This window comes from Nocardia sp. NBC_00511 (assembly GCF_045161165.1).
GTDB lineage: Bacteria > Actinomycetota > Actinomycetes > Mycobacteriales > Mycobacteriaceae > Nocardia.
Genome location: NZ_CP107849.1, coordinates 8420951 through 8447168, shown reverse-complemented (window position 1 = coordinate 8447168; position 26218 = coordinate 8420951). Strand labels below are relative to the sequence as shown.

Here is a 26218-nt window from a genome sequence, read left to right as displayed (position 1 = left end):
CCGAAACCCGCGCGGCCTGATCTACTTACCGGCGAGTAACGTGCGCCGCGGTACACCCCTGTTCGAAGGAATGTCGTCAATGAGCCTGCCGCCCATCCTGTCCGAGCGCCTGCGCCTGCCCGCCGTCGCCTCCCCCATGTTCATCGTGTCCGGACCGGAACTGGTGATCGCCCAGTGCAAGGCGGGCATCGTGGGTTCGTTCCCGTCGCTGAACGCGCGCCCGCAGGCGCAGTTCGAGGAGTGGCTGGTGCGCATCGACGAGGAGTTGGCCAAGCACGACGCCGACAACCCGGACCAGCCGTCCGCGCCGTACGCGGTGAATCTGATCGTGCACAAGAGCAATGACCGGCTCGAGGAGGACCTGGCCACGGTCGTCGAGCACCAGGTGCCGATTGTCATCACCTCGCTGGGCGCGCGGCCGGACGTCAACGAGGCCGTGCACTCCTACGGCGGCATCGTGCTGCACGACATCATCAACAATGTGTTCGCGCACAAGGCAGTCGAGCGTGGTGCGGATGGTCTGATCGCGGTGGCGGCGGGTGCGGGCGGGCATGCCGGACCGCAGTCGCCGTTCGCGCTGGTGCAGGAGATCCGCGAGTGGTTCGACGGGCCGCTGCTGCTGTCGGGGTCCATCGCGCACGGCCGTTCCATTCTGGCCGCGCAGGCGGCGGGCGCGGACCTGGCCTACATCGGTTCGGCGTTCATCGCCACCGACGAGGCCAATGCCGTTCCCGGCTACAAGCAGATGATCGTCGACTCCGGAGCGGGCGACATCGTCTACTCCAACCTGTTCACCGGCGTGCACGGCAACTACCTGCGCGGCAGCATCACCGCCGCGGGCATGGACCCCAACAACCTCGCCCAATCCGATCCCACCGCAATGGATTTCGGCGCCGGCGAGCCTTCCGACACTCCCGGCGCGAAGCCGTGGAAGGACATCTGGGGTTCCGGTCAGGGCATCGGCGCGGTGGACGCGGTGCTCCCGACCGCCGACCTGGTCGATCGGCTGGCCCGCGAGTACGCCGAGGCGAAGGCCCGGCTGCTGGCGCTCTGACGATCAGGCGATGAAGTCGCGGAGCAGTTTCGCGACTTCGATCGGCTGCTCGGCCATCACGTTGTGCGCGGCATCGATTTCCGCGTAGGTGGCGTGCGGGATGTCGGCGGTCAGCGCGCGGGAGTACTCCGGCGGGACCAATACGTCTCTGGCGCAACCGATCACGAGTGTCGGCGCTTGGATCCGCGGCAGTTGGTCGCGGACGTCCAGGCGGCTGGCGAGATCGATCTGGCGGAGCCTGCCGGGCACGGGCTGGTAGGCGCTCGCGTGCTCCGTGACCGCCGCCGGGTCCAGGGATTCCAGATACGCGCGACTGAAGGCCATCAGCATCGTGTAGCGCGCGAAAGCGTCCGCGTCACGGGCGAGGTCGCGCCAGAGCGAAAAGGCCTGGCGCTGGTACTCGTCGCCGCGCCCGGTCCAGGCCGTCACCAGCACCAGGCTGCCGACCAGATCCGGCCGGGATTCCGCGAGGCTGGACACCACCGCACCGCCCATGGAGTGCCCGGCCAGGTCGGCGGGCCCCGGTCCGAGATCGGTGATGACGGCCGCGACCTGCTCGGCGAGCAGCTCGACGGTCAGTTCGCCACCGTCGTCGCGGGCGGCGTCACTGCCCGAAAGATCCGGCAGCACAACCATTCTGGTCTCCGCCAGTGTTGCCGCGACCCGATCCCAGCCCTGCGAACCGCGGCTGCCCCCGTGCACCAGGACCACCGGGCGGCCCGCACCCAGCACCCGGTACGGCACCCGCGCCGTTCCCACCGTGATCTCCTTCATGACCGTCTCCCTTCGTGGAACTGATTGCTCCACAGACGTTGTCAGGATCCGATGGCGATGAGGAGCGGAGCGGTTTCCCTAGGACGCCCGCTCCTAGCCGCCGCAACCCCGATTACCAGCAGCGCCCAAGATGGAAGACATGACAATGGACAGGACCCGACTCGCGGACTTCCTGCGCCGGTCCCGGGAGCGGCTGCGCCCGCAGGACGTCGGCCTGCCCGCCGGACCCCGCCGCCGCACTCCCGGCCTGCGCCGCGAGGAGCTGGCCCACTTGGCCGGGGTATCAGCCGACTACGTCATGCGCCTGGAACAGGCCCGCAGCTCCCAGCCCTCCACCCAACTGCTGGCCGCGCTCGCCCGCGCGCTGCGCCTGACCCCGGACGAGCGCGATCACCTGTATCTGCTGGCAGGCCACCGCCCACCCGAGGGCCCCCGCGCCGGACACCAGATCCGCCCCGCCCTGCTCTACCTCCTGGACCGCCTGGGCGACACCCCCGCCCAACTGCTCACCGACCTGGGCGACCTACTCGCCCAGAACGCCTTGGCCGAAGCCCTCTTCGGCCGCGTGAACGACCTCGACGAGCAGGACCGCAACATCGCCTGGCGCTGGTTCACCAACCCCCGCGTCCGCGAGGCATACCCACCCGAAGACCACGACCACCTCAGCCGAGTCCGCGTCGCCGACCTCCGCGCCGCCGCCACCCACCGCGCCTACGATCCCCCCGCCACCGCCCTGGTCGAACGCCTCGAATCCGCCAGCCCCGAATTCGCCACCCTCTGGCACGACCACGAGGTAGCAGTCCGCCGCAGCCACCACATCCGCATCCTGCACCCAGCAGTCGGCCTACTCGAATTCGACTTCGAAATCCTCTTCACCGAAGCCACCGACCAACGCCTGCGCCTGTTCACACCCCCACAAGACTCCCCCAGCCTCGCGGCACTGGAGGCGCTGCGCACCCTCGCTCCGTAACCCGCCCTCCGCACCCACGACCAGCCGTCGACTTCTACAGCCCGGCCTCATCCCAAGTGGGAACAGAACCTAGAACGGTGGCGGGTCGGCGTATCGCGCTGCAGGTGTGTCGGTGGTCGACACCTGTCGTGTCACCCAGGATTTCCGTGCGGTGCGGGCAGCTCGTGCGTATCGGCGTTGTGCGGGTGGGTGGTAGACGTGGAGGAGTTCGGTGAGTTCGTTGACCGCGCCACCCGGATTGAGCAGTGGCTCAACCTGTTCCGGCTCCGGAATGCCCGCGCCGGTGACCGGCAGTACGAGTGTGCGGGGGAACAGGAACTTCGCTCCCTCGGGTGTGGTGGTGATCGATCCGCCCGAAGGGGTGCGCCATTCCACACGTCGGTCCGGGTGGTGGATGACTTTCCATCCGTTGAGTCCGTTGTCGGCGAGGGTTTTGGTTCGATGGTGGCGTCGGCACCGGCAACCGAGGTTGGATTCGACTGTGCGGCCGCCGGATTCCGGTGAGCGGTGGTCGAAGCGGTCCTGGTGGTCGATGTCGGTGGCCGCAGCGGGAATCGCGCAACCGGGCGCACGGCAGCCACCATCGAGGGCACGAATCCGGTTGGCCAGGCGAGTTCCGGGCCGATAGCGAGTCTCGCACGCGGCAGGCGGGTGTACGAGGTCACCGGTGCCGGTGGGTGATTCGACTGCCCGGACCTCGGGCGCCGCCTGTGCACTGTGGTCGATGCTGGCGGGGTGTTCGGGGATGATCTCGAAGCGGGCATGGCGGGCCAACTGGCGTGCCAGGTCAGCGTCGATCGCACCGAAACCAGCCAACAGAGCGGGATTATCGGCCAAACCCGCCAGGGTCTCAGCCGAAACGCCCACCTGCACAAGGGCTTTACGTGCCGGTGCGACCGCGGCCCCGGCACGTGGGCAGTCGGGCTGCCCGCAGCCGCAGTTCAATCGACCGGCCCCGGTAGTGAGAGCGATGAGAGCGTCGGCGCGGCGCTGGTTGCTGGTGCGGGGATCGGCAGCGCAGCAGTGGGTTTGCGCCATGTCGCGCAAGCGTTCGTAGAGAGCGACACCGTCGACGGCGGGCAGCACGGCATCGAGGACGGCAGTGCCGTTGTCAGCGGCCGTAACGTTGACATACCGGTCGGCCTCGGCGCTCTTGCGACGTTCGGCCTGACCGACAGGGTCTGTTTCCAACAACCAACGTCGCAGGGTCCGCTTGACCCGTGACGGGTCGGCATTCTCGGCGTAGGCGACGATGCGTGGTTCGAGCGCCGCGACGAGCTCGGTGTCGATGTTACGGAACACCTCGTGCAAGGCCCGCACTCGCGGCAGGTCGATACGCCCGTCTTCGAATGCCTCACGCGTGCAGGGCAGCTGGTGTTCGAGGCCCAGCCCAAGGGCGATGAGGTTGTCGGCTGTTCGTTGCGGAACATGCAGGGCAACACCGATTTCGGTGGCCGCGTCCTCGCCCGCATAAACGGCACGAACTCCGCGCTCGAGTTGCTGTCCGCGGCGCATCCGGTAGAGCGCGGTCATCAACGCAACCTCTTCGGATTGGGCGACAGCGATCATCGAGTGCACCGCACGCAGCCGCGCCACCAGCTCGGTGGCGGTGGGGCTTTCAGCAGCGGTTTCGTTCACTGTTCGATTCTATTCGCGTGTGATCAGACACGCTAGAAAGCTTTCCGCAACACGCTGGGCGAATTCCCAGCTGCCACACCAGATGTCGTGCTAACAGCGGGCCGCCAGCAGCAGAAGACTGGCTGCGCGAACGATCATGGACCGTTCGCGCGCCGGACTGAAGTTGCGGCCAGAGGTAGACGCTGCCGTATTGCCTTGTGGGTCAGCGCTTCCAGACGCCGCTGGCCAGGAACGCGTCCCACTGGTCGCCGGTGAAGCTCAAGGCTGGACCGGTCGGATCCTTGGAGTCTCGGACACCGACACCGTGGGCATGCGTGCCGACGAAGGCAACTTCCACACACTCACTAGCGTTCGTGGATCGGGACGACTTGAACCAGCTTGCCGCTGAGGGCTTCTCGTTCATGTCGGTTCATGCTTCCCAAATGCGGCTGGAAAGGAAAGAATCCCATTGGCCAGGGGCGAACCAGAGTTCGGGGCCGAGTCCGTTGTCCTTGGTATCGCGGACACCGATACGGTCTTCGGCGAGGTAGACCTCTACGCACTCGTTTGCCTGGGCGGATCGACTGGATTTGAACCACTCGCCTGTCGGCGGCTTCTTGGTCACGCCGAATACTCCTTCGACATCCTCAGCACCAGATCCCTGGTGTTGTCATCACTCAACGCTACCTCCTGAATTCCCGCTATGGCCCGCCTGTAGCGATCGATCACGTCATCTCTCTCGAGGTAGAGCGCGCCCTCCGACCCTTCCGTATAGACGACTGGCGGTTCGACCAACTTCGTTGCCATGGGCGGGAATTCGAGCAGCGTGAACGACTGGATCACCAGGCCAGGGTGACTACCGACATCGTGAGGTACGACCCGTACAGACACGTTGGGGTGTTCACTGATCTCGGCCAGATAGAGCAACTGCTCGACCAGCACACTGCAACCGCCCGGCTGGTGGAGCAACGCCGATTCCGACAGCAGCGCCATGAGAGTCAGGTCGTGCCCGATAAGGCGCTGTTGCCGCCGGGCGCCCAGCTCGAGCAGCCGCTCGACGTCGACTGCGGACATATCTGGGACCGTCGCATGAATAAGAGCACGACGATATCCCGGTGATTGCAGGATGCCTGGCACCAACACCAGTTGGTGCGAAGTCATCTGTGTCGCAGCAGCTTCGAGCCGCAGGTAGTGATCGAAGTAGTTCTTGTAGACGTCGCTGTATCCCTGCCACCAACCCTTGCCTCTGCCCTGCACCTTGGCCAGCTTGGCTTGCCGCTTGACCAACTCCCACATCTCGAGCGCTTCCGCGCGTTCAGCAGGTGTCGCTTGATACAGGTCCAGGAGCCTCTCGATCTGAGGCGTGGAAACCTTCGACGGCAAGCCGTCTTCGAGTCGCATCACCGTCGGTGGCGAGACGTCGATCTCCAAACCCGCCGTCAACATGCTCTTCCGCGCTCGTTCGCGCAACGTACGCAGAAACCGACCGAATCCCCTTCTCGGGATATTTGATCCAGGCATTTCGTTACTCTCGCTATCTGGGTTGATTCGAGATGAAACGTTTCTCCGAGTAAATCCATTGTATTTCAGGGGAATACACGGCGTGTGCGTTTCACGAACACCACCACGGGTGTCTACTGGCAATAGCACCGAGCGAGGACAGCGCGCATCCATCGCTCTTCGTCAAATCCGTTCTCTGCGAACACCATCGACAAGGAGATGGTTGTAATGCCTTTGGATACCTGGACTTTGATTCTCGTCGCGCTCTCCGGCCTGCTGCTCGTGGCCGCCATCCACTGGGGGATCTCCGATGACCACTCGCGGCCGACACGAAGGGGCGCCGACTACCTGGTCGCAGACAACCTCCGGTTTCCCCGCGTCCCCACCCACAACCTGCACCGCGTCCACGGTCGCCACCGGGCGTGGTGACGACATGTATTCCGCTGTGTCACATCACCGAATCCCCATTTCGCGCCAACTCACCGCACTCGAGGTGCGGGCACTGCTGCTTCGGCACGCCGAGTGCGTCGCTGGTCATGGTCACACCCGCGAGGATTGCAGCGCGAGAACTCAGCTGCTGCTCATCCGCGCCGACAACGGGTGGTCCTGGCCCATCCCCACACCTGACGGCGATCCCCCGGCCTGGCACCGTGCCCCGTCCACACCGATCCCGCTGTGCGACAGCGACATCGAACTACTGCTGGAAATTCACGGTGAGGCCTGCGCGCGGGCGAACTGCCCGCTCCGCAGCCACCTGCTGCGGCTGCGAGGCGATGGGTGAGGGCATCCGCACACCTACCCTCACGCACCCTACGGCAAGCAGCGTCGCTACTGCTGGCGTCCGCCGGTGCTACCGGTCTGGAACCCGTCCAGGATCGTGTAGAGGATGCTCGGGCCGGAGCTTCCGGTGCCATTGCCACCACCGGAATATGCGGGCGCAGAGGTAGTCAGCTGACTGGTCGTGCCGTCGGGGTTCTTTTGCGTTACAACAACATTGAGCGCCTCGTACGCACCCGGGATGGCGACATTCGTACCATACGGAGCCGGCGATCCGGACGGTATCGCCTTCAGCGGGAAGGGACCGCCGGCCAGCGTCACTCCGTTGACCACGATCGTCACCGGGGCCGCGGTCGTGGCGGTCACCCAGACTCCCCTCTGCCCACACCCGTCTACAGCGCTGTCGCAGCCCGCACCGATGGTAACCAGGGCCGCCGAGGCCGGAGCCGATCCCAGCACGAGTCCCGTCGTGGCCGCCGCCACGGCCACCGCGACACCGAATCCCCTGCGACACAATGCGTCAATGTTCATGACCGATCCATTCTCTGCGCGCCCCCGGACCGCCCGGCGTTGACCTGCACGGTAGCCACCAACCCCCTGTTGTGAACATGGATTGTTTCAAAAAGGCACGGAACGGCCGGATCGACGGGCGACTACGGTGGCAGTTGATCATGTTCGACCCCACGGGTGAAGGTGACAGCGAATGTTGAACTATGGCCTCGACCTGTCCGACATACGGCGCGACGTGGCGCTGACCTACCTGGTAGCCGAAGGAAACGAGCTCGACGCGCTGCTCTCGGCGCAGCTCGACTGGACGAAACCCACTCCGGCCGTGGGGTGGACGATCGCCCACCAGATCGCCCACCTCGCCGCCGCCGACGCGAACGCCCTCACCGCCCTCCGCACCCCGGAGGCATTCGACCTGGTGTTGAAGCAGACCGAAGCGGCGGGCAACCAGGCGGCCGACCTGGACGCGGCCGCAGGCGCGGCCCAACCCCGATCGGACCTGCTGGCGCAATGGCGTTCCGGCCGAACCGAATTGGCAGCCGCCCTCCGCACCATGCCCCTGGACCATGCGTTCCCATGGTTCGGCTCGGAGATCAACGCCACCCTGATGGTTCCACTCCGACTGATGGAAACCTGGGTCCACGGCCAGGACATCCGAGACACCCTCGGCGTCCGCCCCCGCCCCACCCAGCGCCTCCGCCCGATCGCCGCCCTCGGCTACGCGGGCCGCGGCCTCTCCTTCTACGCCGCCGAATTACCCCTCCCGACAGAGCCTTTCCGCGTAGAACTCGACGCCCCCGACAACCACACCTGGGCCTGGGGCCCGAAAGACGCCCCCCAACGCATCCACGGCAGCGCCCTCGACTTCTGCCTGCGAGTCACCCAACGCCGCACCCTGTCCGAAACCGACCTCACCGCAGTCGGCGACCACGCCCAGACCTGGCTGGAGAACGCCCGAGTCTTCCTCTGAGTCGACTCAGCCCCCTACACAAGCCCTTCGACTGCTTCCATACGCATTTCGTGCATTCGTTTACGAAAGCCATACGGGGGCAGCGGAATTAACGCAATTAGTCATCCCATCTCATGATGAATCCGTTTACTTGCTCTATACGTTTGCCTTACGTTGCAAGGGGATTCATGCGCGTCGCCCGTGGGCGGCATCGAGAGGGAGAGGTTCAATGAACGGGAAGATGCTCGATTTCACCGTGGTGGCAGCTGTGGTGATCGCGTTCTTCGGGTTCGCGATTTTCCAGACCGGGATCGCGAATCTACTGGTGGCTTGGTTCGGGTTTGTCGGGCTGGGCTATTACAACGCCTATGTGCGGCATGATCGCCGGTTGGTGGATGCGGCGACCGGCGGTGGTCGGCCTGTCGACCACCGGGCGACGCTGCGGCCTGCGTGGCGTTGAGGGGATAGTCAGCCGTAGAGCTCTACGAAGCGGTCCAGGGAGCGTTCGATGTCGCCGCGCAGGGCGCGGGCGACGGCGGAGCCGATGGGGCCGAATAGGGGTGCGCCGCCGAGGTTGAAGTTGGCGGTGACCTTCGAGCCGGTGGGGGCGGGGGCGACGCGGAGTTCGATGCCGAACTTGGTGCCACCGATGCCGGAACCCTTCAGGACCAGGCGGTTCGGGGGTTCGGCGGTGACCACCGTCCAGGTGACGCGATTGCGGAAACCCTTGACGGTGGCCACGCCGACCAGGCGGGTGCCGGGGGTGAGGCCCTCGGGCACGGTGCCGCGCCAACCCTCGTGCAGGACCAGCCACTTGTCGAGTTCCGGCAGGTCCGAGGCGTGCGCCCAGGCCTGCTCGGGCGTGATCGGGACGTCTACGGCGACCTCTAGTTTTGCCACGCGGCCGATGATATCTGTTACATCATGTAGCTCTAACGTGGGGATCGGGCGAGTCTCGGATCAGTGGTCCGCGTCCGCTTTCCGAGGTTCGCCGAAGCCCACGATCGGCAGGCGCAGGGCGGCGGGCGCGGAGTGCGGAACCACCGGGTTGCGGGGTGGGATCGGGTCCAGCCGACGGTAGGGCGCGCCGGGCTCCGGGCGCGGATCGTCCTCATTCCTGTTGGGCCACAACGACACCGCGCGTTCGGCCTGGGCCGTGATGGTGAGCGACGGGTTGACGCCGAGGTTCGCGGAAATGGTCGAGCCGTCGATGACGTGCAGGCCGGGGTAGCCGTAGAGGCGGTGATACGGGTCGACCACACCGGTGTCGGGGGAATCGCCGATGGCACAGCCACCCAGGAAATGCCCCGTCATGGGGATGTTGAGAATGCTGCTGGACGCACCGATCGGAATACCGTCGATGGCGTCGGCGACACGGCGCGCCACGTCGTGACCGGCGGGCACCCAGGTCGGATTCGGCTGCCCCTCACCCTGTTTGGTCGTCATACGACGCCCGAACAGACCACGTTTCGTGTACGTGGTGATGGAATTGTCGACCGACTGCATCACCAGCAGGCCGATGGTCCGTTCGGACCAGTGGCGCGGATTGTGGACGCGGGCGGCATCGCGCGGACGGCGAACGGCGGCCCGCAACCACAGTCGCCAGCGCGGGGTGCGGCCGTCATCATCGACCATGAGCGTGCTCATCGCGCCGAGCGCATTGCTGCCGCGACCGTAGCGAACCGGCTCCACATGGGTGTCGGGATCGGGATGCACCGAAGAGGTGATGGCGACGCCGCGCGTGTAGTCCGATTCCGGATCGCGACTGCGGACACCCAGCAGCTCTTCGGAATTGGTGCGCGACAGATAGCCGAGCCGGTCGGAGATGGCGGGCAGCGAGCCACGGTCGCGCAGCCGATGCAGCAGCCGCTGGGTGCCGAGTGAGGCCGCCGCGAAAACCACCTGCTCGGCGGTGAATTCACGACGCTGACGCCGCACCTTGCGCCCCGTGCGGACAGTCTCGATGGCGAAACCGCCACCGGACAGCGGCCGCACATCGGTGACCGTGGTGAGCGGATGCACTGTCGCCCCGGCCTTTTCGGCCAGATACAGGTAGTTCTTGACCAGCGTGTTCTTCGCATTATGGCGGCAACCGGTCATGCATTCGCCACAGTGGGTGCAGGTGCGGCGCGTGGGACCGACGCCACCGAAGAACGGGTCGGGCACATCCTCGCCGGGTCGGCGACCGGGCCCGCCGAAGAACACCCCGACCGGCGTACTCCGATAGGTATCACCGATCCCCATCTCCTCGGCGGCGGCCCGCAACACCCGATCCGTCGGCGTGGTCGCCGGATTCGAGGTGACGCCCAGCATGCGCTTGGCCTGGTCGTAATGCGGCGCCAGCTCGGCCTTCCAGTCGGTGATGTGCCCCCACTGGCGGTCGGCGTAGAACTTGTCCGGCGGCTCGTAGAGCGTGTTCGCGTACACCAGCGATCCGCCACCCACCCCGGCCCCGCTCATGATGAAGGTGTCGTTCAGCAACGTCAGCCGCTGAATGCCGAAGCAGCCCAGCGCCGGAGCCCACAGGTATTGCCGGGCGCGCCAAGAGGTTTCGGGGAACTCGTGGTCCTCGAAGCGGCGGCCCGCCTCCAGAACGCCCACGCGGTAACCCTTCTCGGTCAAGCGCAGTGCGCTCACGCTGCCACCGAAGCCCGAGCCGATGACGATGACGTCGTAGTCGAATCGCATGGCTCGACGCTACGACCTGCGGTGATAGCGACATGACAGACCAGCGGCCAGAAAATCCACACTTTCGGCCAGCGGCGGCCACCGCCCGATCTGAAATCAGGCCGATCGCAACTATGTCCGAAAACCTCCGATGACCCCATATTCATGTCGCTTGACATGCGTATTTACCTGGAGGCCCTGGTGACAAGTCCCCAACCCGTGCCGGAACCATCCGGCACCCGCCCGTCGCGGCTCGACGCACTCGGCAGCCTCGGCGCCGACTGGTGGTCGGTGATCGTCTCCGGCGTGGTGGTAGTCCTCGCCGTATTCGACCTGCTCCCGAAGATTCCGTGGTGACCCGATGAGCGACACGACAACCGACACCGCCCCCGAAATCGACAGCGACGACAGCGAATTCGACCAGCCCAGTGGACCGCTGACCGTCGCGAAACTGCTCTCCTACCTCCCCGGCATCCTGCTGCTGATCGCCGTCGGCCTGCTCGGCAAGTACACCGAGATCTGGTGGCTGAAGATCGCCAAGCACGAGCACTGGACCGTCCCCGACATCGAATACGTGCTGTGGGCCATCCTGATCGGCCTGCTGATCACCAATACCGTTGGCCTGCACCCGATCTTCAAGCCCGGCGTCGGCACCTACGAGTTCTGGCTGAAGGTCGGCATCATCGCCCTGGGGTCCCGCTTCATCCTCGGCGATATCGCGAAACTCGGTGGCACCAGCTTCATTCAGATCCTGGTCGATATGACCGTGTCCGGCGTGATCATCCTGACGGTGGCGCGCTGGCTCGGCCTGTCCGGCAAGCTCGGCTCGCTGCTAGCGATCGGCACCGCCATCTGTGGCGTCTCGGCGATCATCGCGGCCAAAGGCGGCATCCGGGCCCGCAACTCCGATGTCGGCTACGCCATCGCGGCCATTCTCGCCCTGGGCGCGGTGGCGCTGTTCGCGCTGCCGCCACTGGGCCACGCCATCGGCCTGAGCGATCACGAGTTCGGACTGTGGGCCGGTCTGGCTGTGGACAACACCGCCGAGACCACCGCCACCGGTTACCTGTTCTCCGATGAGGCGGGCAAGATCGCGGTGCTGGTCAAGTCCACCCGCAACGCGCTGATCGGTTTCGTGGTGCTGGGCTTCGCGGCCTACTGGGCGTCGCGCGGCGAGGCCGACGCGATCGCGCCCGGCCTGAAGGCCAAGGCCGCCTTCGTGTGGTCGAAGTTCCCGAAGTTCGTGATCGGCTTCCTGGTGGTGTCGGCGCTGGCCACCGTCCACTGGCTGAGCAAGCAGCAGGTCGCGAACCTGGCCGCGGTATCGCGCTGGGCGTTCCTGCTGACCTTCGCCGGTGTCGGCCTCAACACCAATATTCGTGAGCTGGCCCGCAGCGGCTGGCGGCCACTGGTGGTCGCGATCGTGGGCCTGGTGACGGTCGCGATCGTCTCGCTGGGCCTGGTGCTGTTCACCTCCCGTGTCCTGCACTGGGGCGTCGTGAGCTGACCGGACCGACAGCAAAGGCACGGGCCGGGATTCCTCGCGAATCCCGGCCCGTGCCTTGCTGTTCGAAACTCAGGCCCCGCGCGCCAGCACCCGCGCGTCCGCCTCGATCATCCGCTCGGCCAGGAAGCGCATGGCCGGACCGGCGAAAGCCAGTGCGCCGCCGATGTGTTCGCGGCCCTGCATGGTCAGCATGGTGACGTCGACGCCGAGCGCCTTCCACTCCTCCGCCAGCCGCACGGCCTGCGGATACGGAATCACCTGCTCGCTGGTGCCACCGGCGACCAGCACCGGAGCGGCGGGCGCGATGCCGCCCAGCCGGTTCTCCAGCAGCCGCGCCTTCACGGCGGGCACCTCGAAGGGCGGGGTGTGGCAGTAGGTCGAGACCTTGGTGGGCACGATCAGCCCGGCCCCGATGCCCAGCACCGCGGCCACACCCGCGTGGGTGCGGCGGAACAGCGCGGCCAGCGCCCGGCCCTGCGGCTTGAGGTATTGCAGCACATCGAGTTCCGGGTACGCGCCGTCGATGCCGAGCACCCCGTAGAACAGCAGGAACGCGTACGGCGTGCCGTCGAGGAACCGCACCATATCGGTCATGTCGGCGGGGGCCGAGCCCACCACACCGGCCGAGATGGGCAGGTCGGGGGCGTAGGAGGGCTGCAATTGCAGGGCCCAGCCCGCGGCGTTGCCGCCCTCGGAGTAGCCGTAGATGCCCAGCGGGCCATCCGGATCCAGCTCGGCCTCGGGCAGTCGCCGCGCGGCCCGCATGCTGTCGAGCACCGCGGGTCCGAGCGCGCGGCCCATCACGTAGGGGTGCAGACCCGGCGTGCCGAGTCCGGGGTAATCGCTGATGGCCAGGGCCCAGCCGCGACGCAGCGCGGCGGCCAGGAACACCGACTCGTATTCGATGCCCAGGCGCAACTGCCAGGAGGCGGCCGCCACGGTTCCGGCCATGCCCTGGGTGCCGACCGCGTAGCCGACCAGCGGGCGCGCGCCGGGTCCGCGCCAGGGAGCGTGCGGGACCAGTACGGTACCGCTGACCTCGGTCGCAGCGCCCGAAGCGGTGGTCGAGGTGTAGCGAATCCGCCAGGCTTTGGCGGGCAGGCGCAGGCCGGGCAGCATGCGCGCGGTCATGGGTTCCGCGGACAGCAGACGGCCGGGGTCGGCAGTCACCTCGTCGAAGCGGTCGGTGTTCGGGGTCATCGTTGACCTCCCCTTCTCGCACACACGCGTTATGCAGTTGCCGCACAGGCGAATCCAAGAAATCCCAACTGTCCCGGACAGTACGGCTTCTAGTTACGATACCCAAAACGGGCAGTTGCGACACCTCTTGCCTCGATGCCTCCCACTCGCTGGGACGTCTCATAGGGGACAACAGGCGTCAGGGGGCGAAATACTCCCGCCCACCGCCACGTTGCCGAACGTGTGACCATTCCCCGCATCCTGCTGATCTCGGGCAGCACCCGCGACTCCTCGACCAATACCGCCGCGCTGCGCACCATCGCGGCCGACGCGGGCGGTGAGTTCGAGACGGACCGGTACGCGGAACTGGTGGCGCTCCCCCAGTTCGTTCCCGGCGAGGACGCCGATCCACCGGTGGTCCAGTCGCTGCACCGGCAGATCGCCGCGGCCGACGCCGTGCTGTTCTGCACCCCCGAATACGCGGGCATGATCCCGGGCAGCCTCAAGAACCTGCTGGAGTGGACCGTCGGCGCGGCCGACCTGCACGACAAGCCGGTGGCCTATGTGAACGTGGCCTACGAGGGTCGCGGTGACGCGGCGGTGACCACGCTGCGGACGGTGCTCGGCTATGTCGGGGCGGACCTGGCCGAGGCGGCCTGCGGGCGAATCACCGTCCTACAGAACAGCATCGGACCCGACGGTACGGTCACCGACGCGGAGGTCCGCGGCGGCCTGCACGACGCGGCCCGGACGCTGGCCGACTACGCCGTGCGATCCCGGGACGCGGCTCGATAATTGATTGATTACACAATGGGCTAAACGGACCGGTTGGACTGTTGTGCTGTGTTTACTGGAGTCCGACACCAGTTCTCCGGGCACAGGAGTGTGCGGGCCATGGACGTGGGAATCTTCGGAGCCGGGCACTTCGGGCTGAGCCTGGCGGCATTGTTCGACCGCGCCGGGCACACCGTGCACATCGCGGGCCGACGGCCGGTGCAGCTGTCGAAGACGCTGGCCGAGCAGGGGTTACGGCACACCCGGGCCGAAAGCCTCGACGATGTGTTCGACTCGTCCGCACTGCTGGTCGGGGCGGTGCAGTGGCTGGACCTCGCGGCTCTGGCCGCGCAGCTGCCCGATCTCGAGGGCAAGATCTGGATCGATCCGGCCAACCCGTACACCCGCGCCGAGGACGGCAGCGTGAGCGCGGTGCCGACCGACGGGCGGCCGCACAGCGCCATCGTCGCCGATCTGGTGGGCCGCGCACAGCTGGTCAAGGCGTTCAACGGGTTCACCACACCGATGTTCCGGTCGGGGCCGCTGACCTCGCAGGGCCGCATCGTCGCCCCGATCGCCGGTGATCATCCCGCGGCGCTGTGCCGGGTCGCCGAACTGATCAAGCCCACCGGGTTCATGCCCATCATCGTCGGCAACCTGACCGACAGTGTGGTGCTCGAACCCGGTGGCGCACTGCGAGCGCTGAGCAATCCGCTCATCGCCCCCTGAACAGCTAGTCCTTGCGGGCCAGGCCGCCGTACGCGCCCGAGCGCTCCGGGTGCTCGCCGACGTCGCCCGGGTTGTCCGGACGCCACAGCGGCAGCAGCACCAGGCCGGGATCGACCATGGTCCAATCGTGGAAGTACGACGCGATGACGTCACGGTCGCGCAGCACGATCTCGGTGGAGGTGCGGCCCGAAAGACGCTGCGCCTCCAGCACTTCGGCGGGCTGGCCGTCGGCGGTCGCGTGCGTGATCGCGACGTAGCTGCCGAGCGGGCAGACCTCGAGCAATTTGGCCACCGCGGCGGCCGGATCGGCCTCGTCGGACACGAAATGCAGGACACCGAGCAGCAATACGGCCACCGGGCGGTCGAAGTCGATGAGCCGTTTGACGTCCGGGTCGGCCAGGATCGAATCCGGGTCGGCGACGTCGGCGTGCACGATCGCGGTGTTCTCGTTGCCGTCCAGGATGGCCTGGCTGTGCGCCACCGCCACCGGGTCGATATCGACGTAGACGACCTTGGCCTCGGGATTGCGGGCCTGCGCCACCTCGTGCACATTGCCGACGGTCGGGATGCCCGAGCCCAGATCCAGGAACTGGTCGATGCCCTTGTCGACCAGCAGGCGCACGCAGCGGCGCAGCAGATCACGGTTGGCGCGCATGGTCTCGGCGACATTCGGCGTGAACTGCTCGATCATGCGGGCCAATTCGCGATCGATCTCGAAATTGTGCATGCCGCCGACGAAGAAGTCGTACACGCGCGAGGCACTGGGGCGATCCAGATCTATACCCTCGGGAGCCCAATTCGGTCTGGTCATGGATCTGTCAATCCTCTCGAACCACACATACCGTTACTTCGAATTCTCAAGCGCCGCAATGGTATCCCAGTTCACAATTCGAGGCGTCGTTCGCGGGATAGTTCCGATCCGGCTACCATCGATCTTCATGGCGTCGGTTCCCGGGGGTGGGCCGGATCGGGACGGCCCGCACGCCGCACTCGCACAGCAGTGGATCTCCGCCCTCGAGGGCGGGACCCGCGACCACGTGGTGCCCATGAGTCGCACCGAGGCGCGCACCCTGCTCGACCAGCTGGCCTGCGAATTCGATACCGCCGCCCGCGACGGCCGGGCCGCCGACGACGTCGCCCAGATCGGCGCGGCACTGGCTCGCGCGCACTTCGTCGGCGAGGAGGTACTGGGACGCAGTGTCGCGGTCCTCGACACCTATCTCGCAGGCGAGCAACACATTTCGGCCGACCGAGCGGCGACGCTGCTGAGCGCCTTCACCACCGGATACCTGCGCGCCTTCCGCACCTGGCTGCTGGCCGAGCAGGAGAGCGTGCGCGCCGCGGATATCGCTGCCCGGCAACGGGTTCAAGGTCAATTACGCGACAGCGAAGCGCGTTTTCGGGCGGTGTTCGCGCAGGCCGGAATCGGTACCGGGCTTTCCGACATGACCGGTCGGATCGTTGAGGTGAACGCGGCGTTCGCCACCATGCTCGGATACACGCCCGCCGAGATGTGCCGGCTGGACGTCACCGATCTCGGTCACCCCGACGACGATCCGGGGATGTGGCCGCTGTATTCGGCGGTGCTGCGCGGGGATCTGGACAATGTCCAACTGGAGAAGGCGTATCCGCACCGGGACGGGCGCACCGTGTGGACGAAGATCAACGTCTCGCTCATCCGCGACGACGCGGGACTGCCGCGCTACACGCTGATCCTGGTCGAGGACATCTCCGAACAGCGCGCCCTGCGCGAGCGGCTGCACTACCGCGCCCACCACGACCAGCTCACCGGACTGGCCAACCGGTCGCGTTTCTTCGACGCGCTGACCGCCGCCTTCGCCGACCCCGACGCCCGAATCGGGCTCTGCTACGTGGATCTCGACGGATTCAAGACCGTGAACGACACCTTCGGGCACGCGGTCGGCGACGAGATTCTCATCGAGGCCGCCGGACGCCTCACCGGATGCGCCACCGCCCCCGGACAATTGGTGGCGCGGATGGGCGGCGACGAATTCGTGCTGCTGGTCCCGGACGCCACCACCGATATGGAAGTCCTCGCCAAGATCATCCGCCACACCTTCACCCACCCGTTCCAGGTGCGCGGGCGGCGGGTCACGGTCACCGCGAGCGTAGGCCTGGCCGAATCACAGGTCGCGCGTACCACGCCCGACGACCTACTACAGTCGGCGGACTACTCCATGTACTGGGCCAAGGCCTCGACCCGGATGCCACTACCCGGCGACGGCTCGATGCCGCTGCCGCGCAAGGGGTTCGGAACGCCGCCGAGCGGCACCGGGTCATGGTGAGCGACTGATCTCACCACCACCGGGTACCGCTCGGATCGAAACGACATCACCTACCGCTCAGTCGGCCACGTCCGGGAAGGCCTGCTGGCGGTGACCGCCGCGCAGAGTGCCCTCGAGGTAGGCGGCCTTGCAGGCACGGCGGGCGATCTTGCCGCTCGAGGTGCGCGGAATGGAACCGGCCGGGACCAGCAGCAGATCGCGGACGGTGACGCCGTGCCGCTTGGCGATCGCGGCCCGCACCGTTTCGGTGATCGGCTCCGGGTCGAGTTTCGCTGCGCCGGTACCGCGTTCGGCCACTATCACCAGTTGCTCGGCGGCATCACCGGGATCGGCCGCGGACCCGTTGACGACGACGGTGTCGCTGGGCAGCATGTTGGCCGACACCGAGAAGGCGGCGACGAAACCGGGCCGCAGGGCGGTGCTGGACTCCTGGGCGGAGTACTCCAGATCCTGCGGATAGTGGTTGCGGCCGTCCACGATCACCAGATCCTTGACCCGGCCGGTGATGAACAGCTCACCCTCGTAGTAGGACCCGAAATCGCCGGTGCGCATCCAGTTCGCCTCTGGCGCAGTGCCTTCGGCGTGGCTGCCGTCCTGACGGACCCGCAGCCGGTTGTGGAAGGTCGCCGCGCTCTCCTCCTGGCGTCCCCAGTAGCCGCGGCCGATGTTCGCGCCGTGCAACCAGATCTCGCCGACCTCGCCGTCCGGCTTCTCGGTGCCGGTCTCCGGGTCCACGATCGCCGCCCACTGCGAGAGCGCCACATAACCGCAGGAGACCTGGGAGACAGCGCCTTCCGCGTGCTGGTCCACCTCGACCATGCGCCCGGCATTGAGCCGATCGCGATCCACCCACACCGTGCGGGCCTCGTCCTCGCGCTTGGTGGCGGAGACGAACAGGGTGGCCTCGGCCATGCCGTAGCAGGGCTTGATGGCCGTCTTGGGCAGGCCGTAGGGCGCGAACGCGTCGTTGAACTTCCGCATCGAGGTCACCGACACCGGCTCGGAGCCGTTGATCAGCCCGATGACGTTCGAGAGGTCCAATTCCTCGCCCGCCTTGGGCAGGCCGCGCGCCGCCGCGTGCTCGAAGGCGAAATTCGGTGCGGCCGCGAAGATCTCGGCCCCGTCCTCCTGCGCCGCCAGTTCCTTGATCCAGCGGTAGGGGCGGCGCACGAAGGCGCTCGGCGACATGATGGTGATGTACTTGCCGCCGATGGTCGGCAGGATCACCGTCAGCAGCCCCATGTCGTGGAACAGCGGCAGCCAGGTGACGCCGCGCGCCTTCTCGGTGATGCCGATGGCGTCGATCATCTGCAGCAGGTTGGTACCGACCGCCCGGTGCGTGATCTCCACGCCCGCGGGGGTGCGGGTGGACCCGGACGTGTACTGCAGATACGCGACGTCGTCCATCTCCAGTTTGGGGCGAATCCAGCTGGCGCCCACACTGTCCGGAATCGCCTCGACCGCGATGATGCGCGGCCGCTGCGGCGCGGGCAGCTCCTTGAACAGCTCGCGCACCCCGGCCGCCGCCGAACCGACGGTCAGGATGGCCGCCGGGCCGCAGTCGTCGAGCACCGCGTGCAGCCGGTCGGAGTGGCCCTGCTCGTCCGGATCGAACAGCGGCACGGCGATATTGCCCGCGTACACCGCCGCGTACATGGCGACGATGTAGTCCAGCCCCTGCGGCGCGAGGATCGCGACCCGGTCCCCCGGCTGCGTGACCTGCTGCAGGCGGGCGGCTACGGCGCGCAGCCGGACGCCGAAGCGATTCCACGTGATGTCGTGGTACTCGCCGTCGCGTTCACGCGAATAGTCGATATAGCGGTAGGCGAGCTCGTCCCCGTTGGCCGCGGCGTGCTTGTCGACCAGGTCCACCATGGTCTGGCCGTCCGGGATCCTGATGTTGCCGTGCTCGTCCAGATAGTCATCGAAGGTCTCGCCGATCATTCCCTATCCTTTTTCAACTCACAGCTATGAACTGTGCAGTGACACCGAACAGAAATCGACACCGAAAGCCCGGATGTAGCTGGGGCTGGGGAACTCTAACAGGTGCCGGATTCCCGCGTCACTCAATACCGGCCGAAGGCGATCGCCACGTTGTGGCCGCCGAAGCCGAACGAGTCGTTGAGCGCGTAGTCGAAGGTGCCCGTGCGCGCCTGGCCTTTGACCACGTCCAGGTCGATCTCGGGGTCCTGGTTCTCCAAATTCAGTGTGGGCGGGATGATTCCGTCACGCACGGCGAGGACGGTCAGCACCGACTCCAGCGCACCGACAGCACCGATGGAATGCCCCAGCGCGGACTTCGGCGCGTACACCGCGGCATGGTTGCCGACGGCTTGCTTGATGGCGTTCGCCTCCGCCGTGTCACCGATCGGGGTGGCGGTGGCGTGCGCATTGATATGCGTGACATCGGATTTCGAGATGCCCGCGTGCTCCATGGCGCGGGTCATCGCGCGCGCCGCACCGGTGCCCTCCGGATCCGGGGCGACCAGGTGGAAGCCGTCGGAGGTGACGCCCGCGCCCAGGATGCGGGCGTGGATGCGGGCGCCGCGCGCCTTGGCGTGCTCCTCGGTCTCGATCACCATCAGCGCGCCGGCCTCACCGAAAACGAAACCGTCCCGGTCCATGTCGAAAGGCCGCGACGCGCCCTTGGGGTCATGGTTGCGGGTGCTCATGGCGCGCATCATGGAGAAGCCCGCGATCGGCAGCGCCTGGATGGAACCCTCGACACCACCGGTGACCACCATGTCGGCATCGCCCATCACGACCATGCGCCACGCGTTGGCGATCGCCTCCGCGCCCGAGGAACAGGCCGAAACCGGTGTCGACACACCGGCCCTCGCGCCCAGCTCGACACTCACGCAGGCGGCCGCGCCATTGGGCATGATGGCCTGCACCGTCATCGGCGGCACCTTGCGGTAGCCGCCGTTGATGAGCTTGTCGCGCGCGGACATCAGCACCTCCGCGCCGCCGAGCCCGGTGCCGATGCAGACGCCGAGGCGGTCCTTGTCGACCTCGGGATTGCCCGCGTTGCTCCACACCTCACGACCGAGCACCACCGCCATCTGCTCCACGTAGGACCAGCGCCGGGTCTCGAGCTTGGTGAGCTGACCGGTGGGCGACACCTTGAGATGGCCGCCGATGCGAACCGGGAGTCCGAAGTCGTCGAGGAAGCTGTCCTCGAGGACGTCGATTCCGCTTTCGCCGTTGAGTAGTCCCTTCCAGGTGGAGTCGACGTCACCGGCAATGGACGTGGTCGCGGCAAGGGCGGTGACCACCACGTTGGGGAATTTTCGGCGATTGGGCGTCTGCATGTTCACTCTCCGTAGCAATGCTCCGGCGAACCAGGTTTCGATCCGCATGGGCTGTCAAGGACTGGTGTGCAACGAGCAAGCGGGCCCGGCCATCAACGCGTCGGCGGGGTATGAAGCCAATATTGGGCGAACTGGGCTAGATTATCCGTGGCGAAGCCGACCAGTCTCCTCGAGCGACACGCGGGCATCCCCGATCGGTCTCCGGGTTCGGATCGCCACGGCGGCAATCGCCAGATCCTCAGCATTCCACACTGTCGGCCATTCGGTCGCCAGGGCTTGATATCCACCACTATTCCCCCAGCGCCGAGCCATTTCGAGGGAGGGCACACGATCGTGGCCAGGAGTCTCACGCAGTTGGAGCTGCTCATCGAGCTGGAGCCGATTGCCGAGGAGAATGTGCACCGCCATCTATCGATGGCCAAGGAGTGGCATCCCCACGACTATGTGCCGTGGGACAGGGGCCGCAACTTCGCAGCAATGGACGGAATCGACTGGGATCCCGAACAGTCGGCTCTCAGCGAGGTCGCCAAGGCTGCCATGATCACCAACCTTCTCACCGAGGACAATCTTCCCAGCTACCACCGGGAAATCGCCGAGAACTTCTCGCAGGACGGCGCCTGGGGTACCTGGGTGGGCCGCTGGACGGCCGAGGAGAACCGCCACGGCATCGTGCTGCGCGACTATCTGGTGGTCACCCGCGGCGTCGATCCGGTGGCACTCGAGCAGGCCCGGATGACGCATATGACCAACGGCTACAACGCGGCCCACCTGATCAAGAAGCATGCCGGGGTGGATTTCGTTGCGGCAGATGCCGGATTCATGTATTCCGTCGCTTATGTGACATTCCAGGAATTGGCGACCCGCGTTTCGCATCGCAATACCGGCAAAGTTTGCGAAGACCCGATCGCCGATCGCATGCTGCAACGCATCGCCGCCGACGAGAACCTGCACATGATCTTCTATCGGAATATGTGCGGTGCGGCCCTGGACCTCTCACCCGATCAGGCCATGGAGGCCATCACCAATATCGTGATGGGATTCCAGATGCCCGGACTGGGCATGCCCAACTTCCGGCGCAACGGCGTGCTGATGGCCAAGCACGGCATCTACGATCTGCGCCAGCACCTGGAAGAGGTGCTGCTGCCCAACCTCAAGAAGTGGAACATCTTCGAGCGCACCGATTTCGGGCCGCGCGGCGAGGAACTGCGGCAGCTGCTCGGGGAATTCATCGAGAAGCTCGGCACCGACGTGCTGCGCTTCGAGGAACAGCGCGACAAGGCCCTGGCCCGCGACGCCGAACGCGCACAGCGGGCTGTCCCGGTCGGCTGACGGATCACCGAAATGACGCCCGGCCGAGGGGGATTCGAATTCCCCGGCCGGGCGTCATGCGTCGGGGCCCCGGGCGACACGGTGCGTCAGACCCCGGGCGACACCGTGTGCCGGGCCAGCGCGGCCGCCGCCAGGTAGGCGAGCGCGGCGGTGGTCAACGCGAACAGCAGGGAGCCGGAGGTGAGCGCGATCAGCGCGCCCAGCACCGCGACACCGAGCGCCGAACCGAACTGGCGCGCGGCATTGAACCCCGCCGCCGCCAGCCCCGCGTTCTCGGGATCCGCCGCGGAGACGGTGACGTAGGTGGCCGCGGGCATGGTGTAGGCCATGCCGAAACCGGTGAGCAGCAAGGGAACCACCATCAGGGCGTAGGGCGTGTGCGGTGTCAGCAGAGCCAGGCCGAACAGTCCGGCCGCACCCGTCAGCAGGCCCGTGACGATAACCGCCCGCGGGCCGCGCAGCGCCGCGTGGCGACCGCCCAGGGCAGAAGCCAGGATGCCGATGGCGGCCTCTGGCAACAGCGCCAGACCCGCTGCGGTGGGCGAGAACCCGAGTCCGCGCTGCAGGAACAGGCTGATCGCGAAGAGCTGCCCGTAGAAGCCGAAGTTCTGCGCCAGACCGATCAGCGCACCGCCGGTGAAGTGCCGATCACGCCGGAGTCCACTGGGCAACAGTGACTTTCCGGAACGCGCCGCCACCACTGCGGCGATCACTCCCGCGACGGCGGCCACCGCGGCGACGGCGAGCGGCAGTGCCCGCAGCGGCCTGGATCCTGCGAGGATGGCCAACGCGGTCACCCCGGCCATCGCGCACACCACCGACACGTGCCCGAGCGCCGGAATCCGCCGGGGCGCACCGGGAACCGAGGGCACGGCCCGCTGAATCAGCACGGCGGCCACCGCGCAGACCGGGATATTGATCGCGAAAATTGCGGGCCAGCCGACATATTCGGACAGCACACCGCCCAGCACCGGACCGGAACTCGCCGCGACCGAGCCGATCGCACCCCACAGTCCGGTGGCGCGAGCCCTGGCCGCGGGCTCCGGATACGTGAACCGGATCAACGCCAGCGAGGCGGGAATCAGCAGCGCCGCACCACATCCCTGCACCACCCGCGCCGCGACCAGTAGACCCACCCCGGGCGCACCAGCGCACGCCAGCGAGGCGACGGCGAAACAGGCCAGCCCGGCCTGGAAGGATCGCTGCGGCCCGAACCGATCGGCCAGTCCACCGCCGAGCACCAGCAGCGCCGCCACCGTGACGGTGTACCCGTCGACCACCCACTCCAGCCCGGTCACCGTCGTGTGCAGCCCGATCGCCATGCGGTTCAACGCGATAGCCACGATGGTGGCATCCAGAATGACGAGGAAATATCCCGCCGAGATCGCGACCAGCGCGACCCACGGCGCTGTCGTCCGTGCCGGAGAAGCTTCCAGTGTGCGAGTCATGCACCCACCCTCGCCCCGAATCGTTTCGGCCCGAGCCGAACCATCCCCGCCGGCCCACACCCGCGCCTCATTGTCCGAAAGCACCTCGGCGATGAGTGAGCCGAATCCGGCCCCCGGCCCCCCGGCCGCATGGCGTAGCGAGCGTGGCCGCACCCTGTCGCGATCGATGCTTCAGCGCGGCATCGCAAGAGGAGGCGCGAGCGGTAGCAGGATGCGAGCAATGGCGGCCGGACCACGACGCGGGTCACATCTGGCGCAGTGCACGGAGGCCGGGAAGCGACGGACGGTGTACGGCCGTGACACTTCGCGTGAGTCGGCACCGTGTACAACGGATTCACCCTGCCCACGACCCACACCGCGCACCGCGGCGGGCGGACTATGCGGACTTGGAATCCGCGACGGAGCCGAGGATCGCGGACGAATCGATGTCGAGGTGTGCTTCCAGGTTGCGCCAGCCCTTGGTGGTGAATGCGACTGCGCGGGAGGTCTTTCCGTGTTCGCACCAGTGGTGGTCGAACATGCGGGTGAGCAGAAGTGCGCCGAAACCGCCTGCCAGGTGGTAGCGGCGTTCGGACCAGTCCAGGCAGGCCTTGACCGGTGGGCGGCGGCCGAAGCCGTGCAGATCGGCCGGTGCGATGGCCAGGGCGCTCAGCACGGGGTGCGGTCGCTCGGTGGCGGTCCACTCGCCGCCGGTCATGTTCAGCAGCTCGGCGTCGCGCAGGCCGTCGAAGAGGGCGACGCCGACCGCTCCGGCCAGGTGGTCGTAGCAGCTGCGGGCGACCTTCAGATCGCGTTGCGCGCGGGACCCGCGCAGGGAGCGGACCGGTGTCACCGGCGAGATCACGGCCAGTAGTTCCAGGGCCTGCACCACCTCGGGGACGGCGATACGGAAATAGCGGTGTCGGCCCTGGCGCTCGACCTCCAGCCAGCCCTGGTCGACCATCTTGCCCAGGTGCTCGCTGGCGGTGGCGGCCGAGACTCCGGCGGCGCGGGCCAGTTCTCCGGCGGGTTGCGCGCGGCCGTCGGCCAGCACGGTCAGCATGCGGGCGCGTCCGGGGTCTGCCAGCAACTTCGCGGTCCCGGAAATGTCCACGTCACCGTCTCGGTTCGGTTCCACCCTCCCAGTGTCCTCCGGCGATGCTTCGGCCCGCGCCGAAGCATCGCCGGTGGCCGCGGCTGCGGACATTGCCGGTTGCTCTGACTATGGCGAGCGCCACTCCCGCTGGGCCACACCGGATTCCGTCACATCAGCTGTTCGAACCGGGCCGTCGAGGACTAAATTCGGTTATTGACCGTGACAATGCGTCACACTAACTGTCTCCGCAACGGCGCGAAGGACGAAAATCATGCTGACACCAGGCGTTCTGGCTCTGCCGCTCGGCCTCTGGGCCGTGCTGCGCGTGTCCGCGCAGCTCTCGGGTGGCTCTGATCTCGACTACCGGTCCTACGAGAAGCGGGCCGCCTACAGCCGGTCCGAGTCCTACTCCTTCGAGTAGTCCGTACTCAGCCAGCGCTCCGGTCGCATGCGGATGAGCAGCGAACCGGGCGTGAGGTTCTGGTCGCTGAAGGCGTTGCCCGCCTCCTCGCCCAGATAGCGCACCGCGATGTGCCCGACCGTCTCCGGCGTGGCGGGCTCGATCGCGGTGACCGCGCCGTCGACCGAAACATATTGGTACGGCGGCTGTTCCACCTGGGCCGTGAGCGAGAAGCGACCGGCGGCGCGGATCAGTTTCTCCTTCTGCGAGCCGGACTCGGTCCAGATCAGGACCTCACCACCGGGCTCGTAGGAGTACCAGATCGGCACCGACAGCGGCGCCCGGTCCGGGCGCTCGATGGCGATCACCCCCACGTGCAGGTCGGCCAGGAACTTCTCACGCTCGTCCTTCGTCATCTTCGCCATCGATCGATCCCCTTCGGTCGTGTGTCGCAACAGACACTCGGTCAACCTCCCGCGGCGCGGACATATTTCCCGCCCCGGTCAGAACAGGGTCATCGGGTCGGTCGGAACGGGATCGGGCAGCGGATCGAGTTCGGGCAGCCGGTCGCGGACCTCGGCGTGGAAACGGCGGGCCAGCGTGCGCGCGGAGGCGTTGTCCGGCGTGTGGATGAAGATGGTGGGCGAACGGCCTTCGCGCAGCCAGCCGACCGTGGTGTCGATCCAGGGCTGCCACCCGGCGACCGTGGTGGCCACGTCGTCACGACCGTGATAGCGGACTATCGGGTACTGGGTGAGCGCAACCGCCCGGCGCGGATTGCGGGGTTTCTTGGAGCCCGCCTCGTATTCGGCGGCGCTGGTCGGCGGCGCCGAGAACAGCGTCGTGGTGTCGAAGGTGACCCACTCCGCACCCGCCGCGTTCAGCACGGCTTCGAGTTGTGCGGTGGCCCTGGGGTTTTCGAAGAAGGCCGGGTGCCGCACCTCCACCGCGCACCGGTACTGCCCGGAGAGTCCCTCCAGCAGTTCGGCCAGCGCGGACAGATTGGTGAAGGAGCCGGGCAGCTGCACCCACAGCGCGTGCAGGCGGCGGCCCAGCGGTTCGACCGCGTCCAGGAACATCGCCATCTCGTCGTCGATGCCGGTGAGGCGACGATCGTGGGTGACGGTGCGGGGCAGCTTGATCACGAAGCGGAAGTCCGGATCGGTTTGGCGGGACCAGGATTGGACGGTGCGCCGCTGCGGGGTCGCGTAGAAGGTGGTGTTGCCCTCCACCGCGTTGCACCAGGAGGAGTAGGTGCGCAGGCGTTCGGCCGGGGGTAGCGGCTTGTCCTGCCAGTCCGGGTGTGTCCACATCGCGCATCCGACGAAAAGCCGCATACCCATCA

29 protein-coding genes are annotated in these 26218 nt (G+C 67.0%); 13 read left to right on the top strand and 16 right to left on the bottom strand.

Features of this window, described 5'->3' with window-relative positions; translation table 11 throughout:
* Positions 1-79: 79 nt before the first annotated feature.
* Complete coding sequence (locus OG300_RS39155) at positions 80-1054, top strand: NAD(P)H-dependent flavin oxidoreductase (RefSeq protein ID WP_405489982.1); 975 nt, start codon at positions 80-82, stop codon at positions 1052-1054.
* A gap of 3 nt (positions 1055-1057) precedes the next feature.
* Here OG300_RS39155 and OG300_RS39150 read toward each other — a convergent pair whose 3' ends face one another.
* Positions 1058-1828 carry an alpha/beta fold hydrolase gene (locus tag OG300_RS39150; protein WP_405489981.1) on the bottom strand — a complete coding sequence of 257 codons (771 nt, stop codon included), beginning with the start codon at positions 1826-1828 and terminating at the stop codon, positions 1058-1060.
* Between the two features lie 145 nt (positions 1829-1973).
* On the opposite strand from OG300_RS39150, the gene OG300_RS39145 reads away from it, so the two are divergent.
* Positions 1974-2798, top strand: a complete 825-nt coding sequence (locus OG300_RS39145) for a helix-turn-helix transcriptional regulator (protein ID WP_405498839.1) — start codon at positions 1974-1976, stop codon at positions 2796-2798.
* Between the two features lie 69 nt (positions 2799-2867).
* On the opposite strand, the gene OG300_RS39140 is transcribed toward OG300_RS39145, so the two are convergent.
* The 4 genes from OG300_RS39140 to OG300_RS39125 form a co-directional block, all read right to left on the bottom strand.
* Positions 2868-4436: a DUF222 domain-containing protein gene (locus OG300_RS39140; protein ID WP_405489979.1), complete on the bottom strand. Its 1569-nt coding sequence runs from the start codon at positions 4434-4436 to the stop codon at positions 2868-2870.
* Positions 4437-4638: 202 nt separating this feature from the next.
* The gene (locus OG300_RS39135; protein WP_405489977.1) at positions 4639-4839 is read right to left on the bottom strand and encodes a DUF397 domain-containing protein; all 201 of its coding nucleotides are present in this window, start codon (positions 4837-4839) and stop codon (positions 4639-4641) included.
* A gap of 6 nt (positions 4840-4845) precedes the next feature.
* Entirely contained in the window at positions 4846-5040 is a 195-nt protein-coding gene (locus OG300_RS39130; protein WP_405489975.1) for a DUF397 domain-containing protein, read from the bottom strand.
* Entirely contained in the window at positions 5037-5936 is a 900-nt protein-coding gene (locus tag OG300_RS39125) for a helix-turn-helix domain-containing protein (protein WP_405489973.1), read from the bottom strand. Before OG300_RS39125 ends, OG300_RS39130 begins: the two co-directional genes overlap by 4 nt.
* Positions 5937-6143: 207 nt before the next feature.
* On the opposite strand from OG300_RS39125, the gene OG300_RS39120 reads away from it, so the two are divergent.
* A complete protein-coding gene (locus tag OG300_RS39120; RefSeq protein ID WP_405489971.1) occupies positions 6144-6344 on the top strand; it encodes a hypothetical protein in 201 nt (66 codons plus the stop codon).
* A gap of 4 nt (positions 6345-6348) precedes the next feature.
* Positions 6349-6696 (top strand): hypothetical protein, encoded by a 348-nt coding sequence (locus tag OG300_RS39115; protein ID WP_405489969.1) that lies wholly within the window; start codon positions 6349-6351, stop codon positions 6694-6696.
* A 47-nt stretch (positions 6697-6743) separates the two neighbouring features.
* Here the strand turns inward: OG300_RS39115 and OG300_RS39110 are convergent, their stop codons facing one another.
* Positions 6744-7058 carry a hypothetical protein gene (locus OG300_RS39110; protein WP_405489967.1) on the bottom strand — a complete coding sequence of 105 codons (315 nt, stop codon included), beginning with the start codon at positions 7056-7058 and terminating at the stop codon, positions 6744-6746.
* 337 nt (positions 7059-7395) lie between these two features.
* Between OG300_RS39110 and OG300_RS39105 the strand changes: the two genes are divergently transcribed.
* Together OG300_RS39105 and OG300_RS39100 are read left to right on the top strand one after the other, a co-directional pair.
* Positions 7396-8169, top strand: a complete 774-nt coding sequence (locus OG300_RS39105) for a maleylpyruvate isomerase family mycothiol-dependent enzyme (protein WP_405489965.1) — start codon at positions 7396-7398, stop codon at positions 8167-8169.
* Between the two features lie 220 nt (positions 8170-8389).
* A complete protein-coding gene (locus OG300_RS39100; protein WP_405489963.1) occupies positions 8390-8608 on the top strand; it encodes a hypothetical protein in 219 nt (72 codons plus the stop codon).
* 8 nt (positions 8609-8616) lie between these two features.
* On the opposite strand, the gene OG300_RS39095 is transcribed toward OG300_RS39100, so the two are convergent.
* Positions 8617-9048, bottom strand: coding sequence for an SRPBCC family protein (locus OG300_RS39095; protein ID WP_405489961.1), 432 nt, complete (start codon positions 9046-9048; stop codon positions 8617-8619).
* A 60-nt stretch (positions 9049-9108) separates the two neighbouring features.
* Positions 9109-10836 carry a GMC family oxidoreductase N-terminal domain-containing protein gene (locus OG300_RS39090; protein WP_405489959.1) on the bottom strand — a complete coding sequence of 576 codons (1728 nt, stop codon included), beginning with the start codon at positions 10834-10836 and terminating at the stop codon, positions 9109-9111.
* 156 nt (positions 10837-10992) lie between these two features.
* Here OG300_RS39090 and OG300_RS39085 point away from each other — a divergent pair, with 156 nt between their 5' ends.
* Together OG300_RS39085 and OG300_RS39080 are read left to right on the top strand one after the other, a co-directional pair.
* A complete protein-coding gene (locus OG300_RS39085; protein WP_405489957.1) occupies positions 10993-11172 on the top strand; it encodes a hypothetical protein in 180 nt (59 codons plus the stop codon).
* Positions 11173-11176: 4 nt separating this feature from the next.
* Positions 11177-12322: a YeiH family protein gene (locus tag OG300_RS39080; protein ID WP_405489955.1), complete on the top strand. Its 1146-nt coding sequence runs from the start codon at positions 11177-11179 to the stop codon at positions 12320-12322.
* A gap of 69 nt (positions 12323-12391) precedes the next feature.
* Here the strand turns inward: OG300_RS39080 and OG300_RS39075 are convergent, their stop codons facing one another.
* Positions 12392-13522, bottom strand: a complete 1131-nt coding sequence (locus OG300_RS39075; protein WP_405489953.1) for a lipase family protein — start codon at positions 13520-13522, stop codon at positions 12392-12394.
* A 222-nt stretch (positions 13523-13744) separates the two neighbouring features.
* Between OG300_RS39075 and OG300_RS39070 the strand changes: the two genes are divergently transcribed.
* Both OG300_RS39070 and OG300_RS39065 read left to right on the top strand, forming a co-directional pair.
* Entirely contained in the window at positions 13745-14296 is a 552-nt protein-coding gene (locus OG300_RS39070) for an NADPH-dependent FMN reductase (protein ID WP_405489951.1), read from the top strand.
* A gap of 99 nt (positions 14297-14395) precedes the next feature.
* Positions 14396-15004, top strand: a complete 609-nt coding sequence (locus OG300_RS39065) for an NADPH-dependent F420 reductase (protein ID WP_405489949.1) — start codon at positions 14396-14398, stop codon at positions 15002-15004.
* 4 nt (positions 15005-15008) lie between these two features.
* Here OG300_RS39065 and OG300_RS39060 read toward each other — a convergent pair whose 3' ends face one another.
* Entirely contained in the window at positions 15009-15815 is an 807-nt protein-coding gene (locus OG300_RS39060) for an SAM-dependent methyltransferase (RefSeq protein ID WP_405489947.1), read from the bottom strand.
* A gap of 127 nt (positions 15816-15942) precedes the next feature.
* Between OG300_RS39060 and OG300_RS39055 the strand changes: the two genes are divergently transcribed.
* Positions 15943-17310: a diguanylate cyclase domain-containing protein gene (locus OG300_RS39055; protein WP_405489945.1), complete on the top strand. Its 1368-nt coding sequence runs from the start codon at positions 15943-15945 to the stop codon at positions 17308-17310.
* Positions 17311-17367: 57 nt separating this feature from the next.
* On the opposite strand, the gene fadD32 is transcribed toward OG300_RS39055, so the two are convergent.
* Together fadD32 and OG300_RS39045 are read right to left on the bottom strand one after the other, a co-directional pair.
* Positions 17368-19254, bottom strand: coding sequence for a long-chain-fatty-acid--AMP ligase FadD32 (gene fadD32, locus OG300_RS39050; protein ID WP_405489943.1), 1887 nt, complete (start codon positions 19252-19254; stop codon positions 17368-17370).
* Positions 19255-19376: 122 nt separating this feature from the next.
* Positions 19377-20621, bottom strand: coding sequence for a KasA/KasB family beta-ketoacyl-ACP synthase (locus tag OG300_RS39045; RefSeq protein WP_405489941.1), 1245 nt, complete (start codon positions 20619-20621; stop codon positions 19377-19379).
* A 333-nt stretch (positions 20622-20954) separates the two neighbouring features.
* On the opposite strand from OG300_RS39045, the gene OG300_RS39040 reads away from it, so the two are divergent.
* Positions 20955-21950 (top strand): acyl-ACP desaturase, encoded by a 996-nt coding sequence (locus OG300_RS39040; RefSeq protein WP_405489939.1) that lies wholly within the window; start codon positions 20955-20957, stop codon positions 21948-21950.
* An 86-nt stretch (positions 21951-22036) separates the two neighbouring features.
* On the opposite strand, the gene OG300_RS39035 is transcribed toward OG300_RS39040, so the two are convergent.
* Together OG300_RS39035 and OG300_RS39030 are read right to left on the bottom strand one after the other, a co-directional pair.
* A complete protein-coding gene (locus OG300_RS39035) occupies positions 22037-23398 on the bottom strand; it encodes an MFS transporter (protein ID WP_405489937.1) in 1362 nt (453 codons plus the stop codon).
* A 376-nt stretch (positions 23399-23774) separates the two neighbouring features.
* Positions 23775-24515: an ArsR/SmtB family transcription factor gene (locus OG300_RS39030; RefSeq protein ID WP_405489935.1), complete on the bottom strand. Its 741-nt coding sequence runs from the start codon at positions 24513-24515 to the stop codon at positions 23775-23777.
* Positions 24516-24744: 229 nt separating this feature from the next.
* Between OG300_RS39030 and OG300_RS39025 the strand changes: the two genes are divergently transcribed.
* On the top strand, positions 24745-24894 hold the full coding sequence (locus OG300_RS39025) for a hypothetical protein (RefSeq protein WP_405489933.1): 150 nt from the start codon (positions 24745-24747) through the stop codon (positions 24892-24894).
* Here the strand turns inward: OG300_RS39025 and OG300_RS39020 are convergent.
* Together OG300_RS39020 and OG300_RS39015 are read right to left on the bottom strand one after the other, a co-directional pair.
* Positions 24879-25298, bottom strand: a complete 420-nt coding sequence (locus OG300_RS39020; RefSeq protein WP_405489931.1) for a pyridoxamine 5'-phosphate oxidase family protein — start codon at positions 25296-25298, stop codon at positions 24879-24881. The genes OG300_RS39025 and OG300_RS39020 overlap by 16 nt on opposite strands.
* Before the next feature lie 78 nt (positions 25299-25376).
* Positions 25377-26210 carry a DUF72 domain-containing protein gene (locus OG300_RS39015; RefSeq protein WP_405489929.1) on the bottom strand — a complete coding sequence of 278 codons (834 nt, stop codon included), beginning with the start codon at positions 26208-26210 and terminating at the stop codon, positions 25377-25379.
* Positions 26211-26218: the final 8 nt, after the last annotated feature.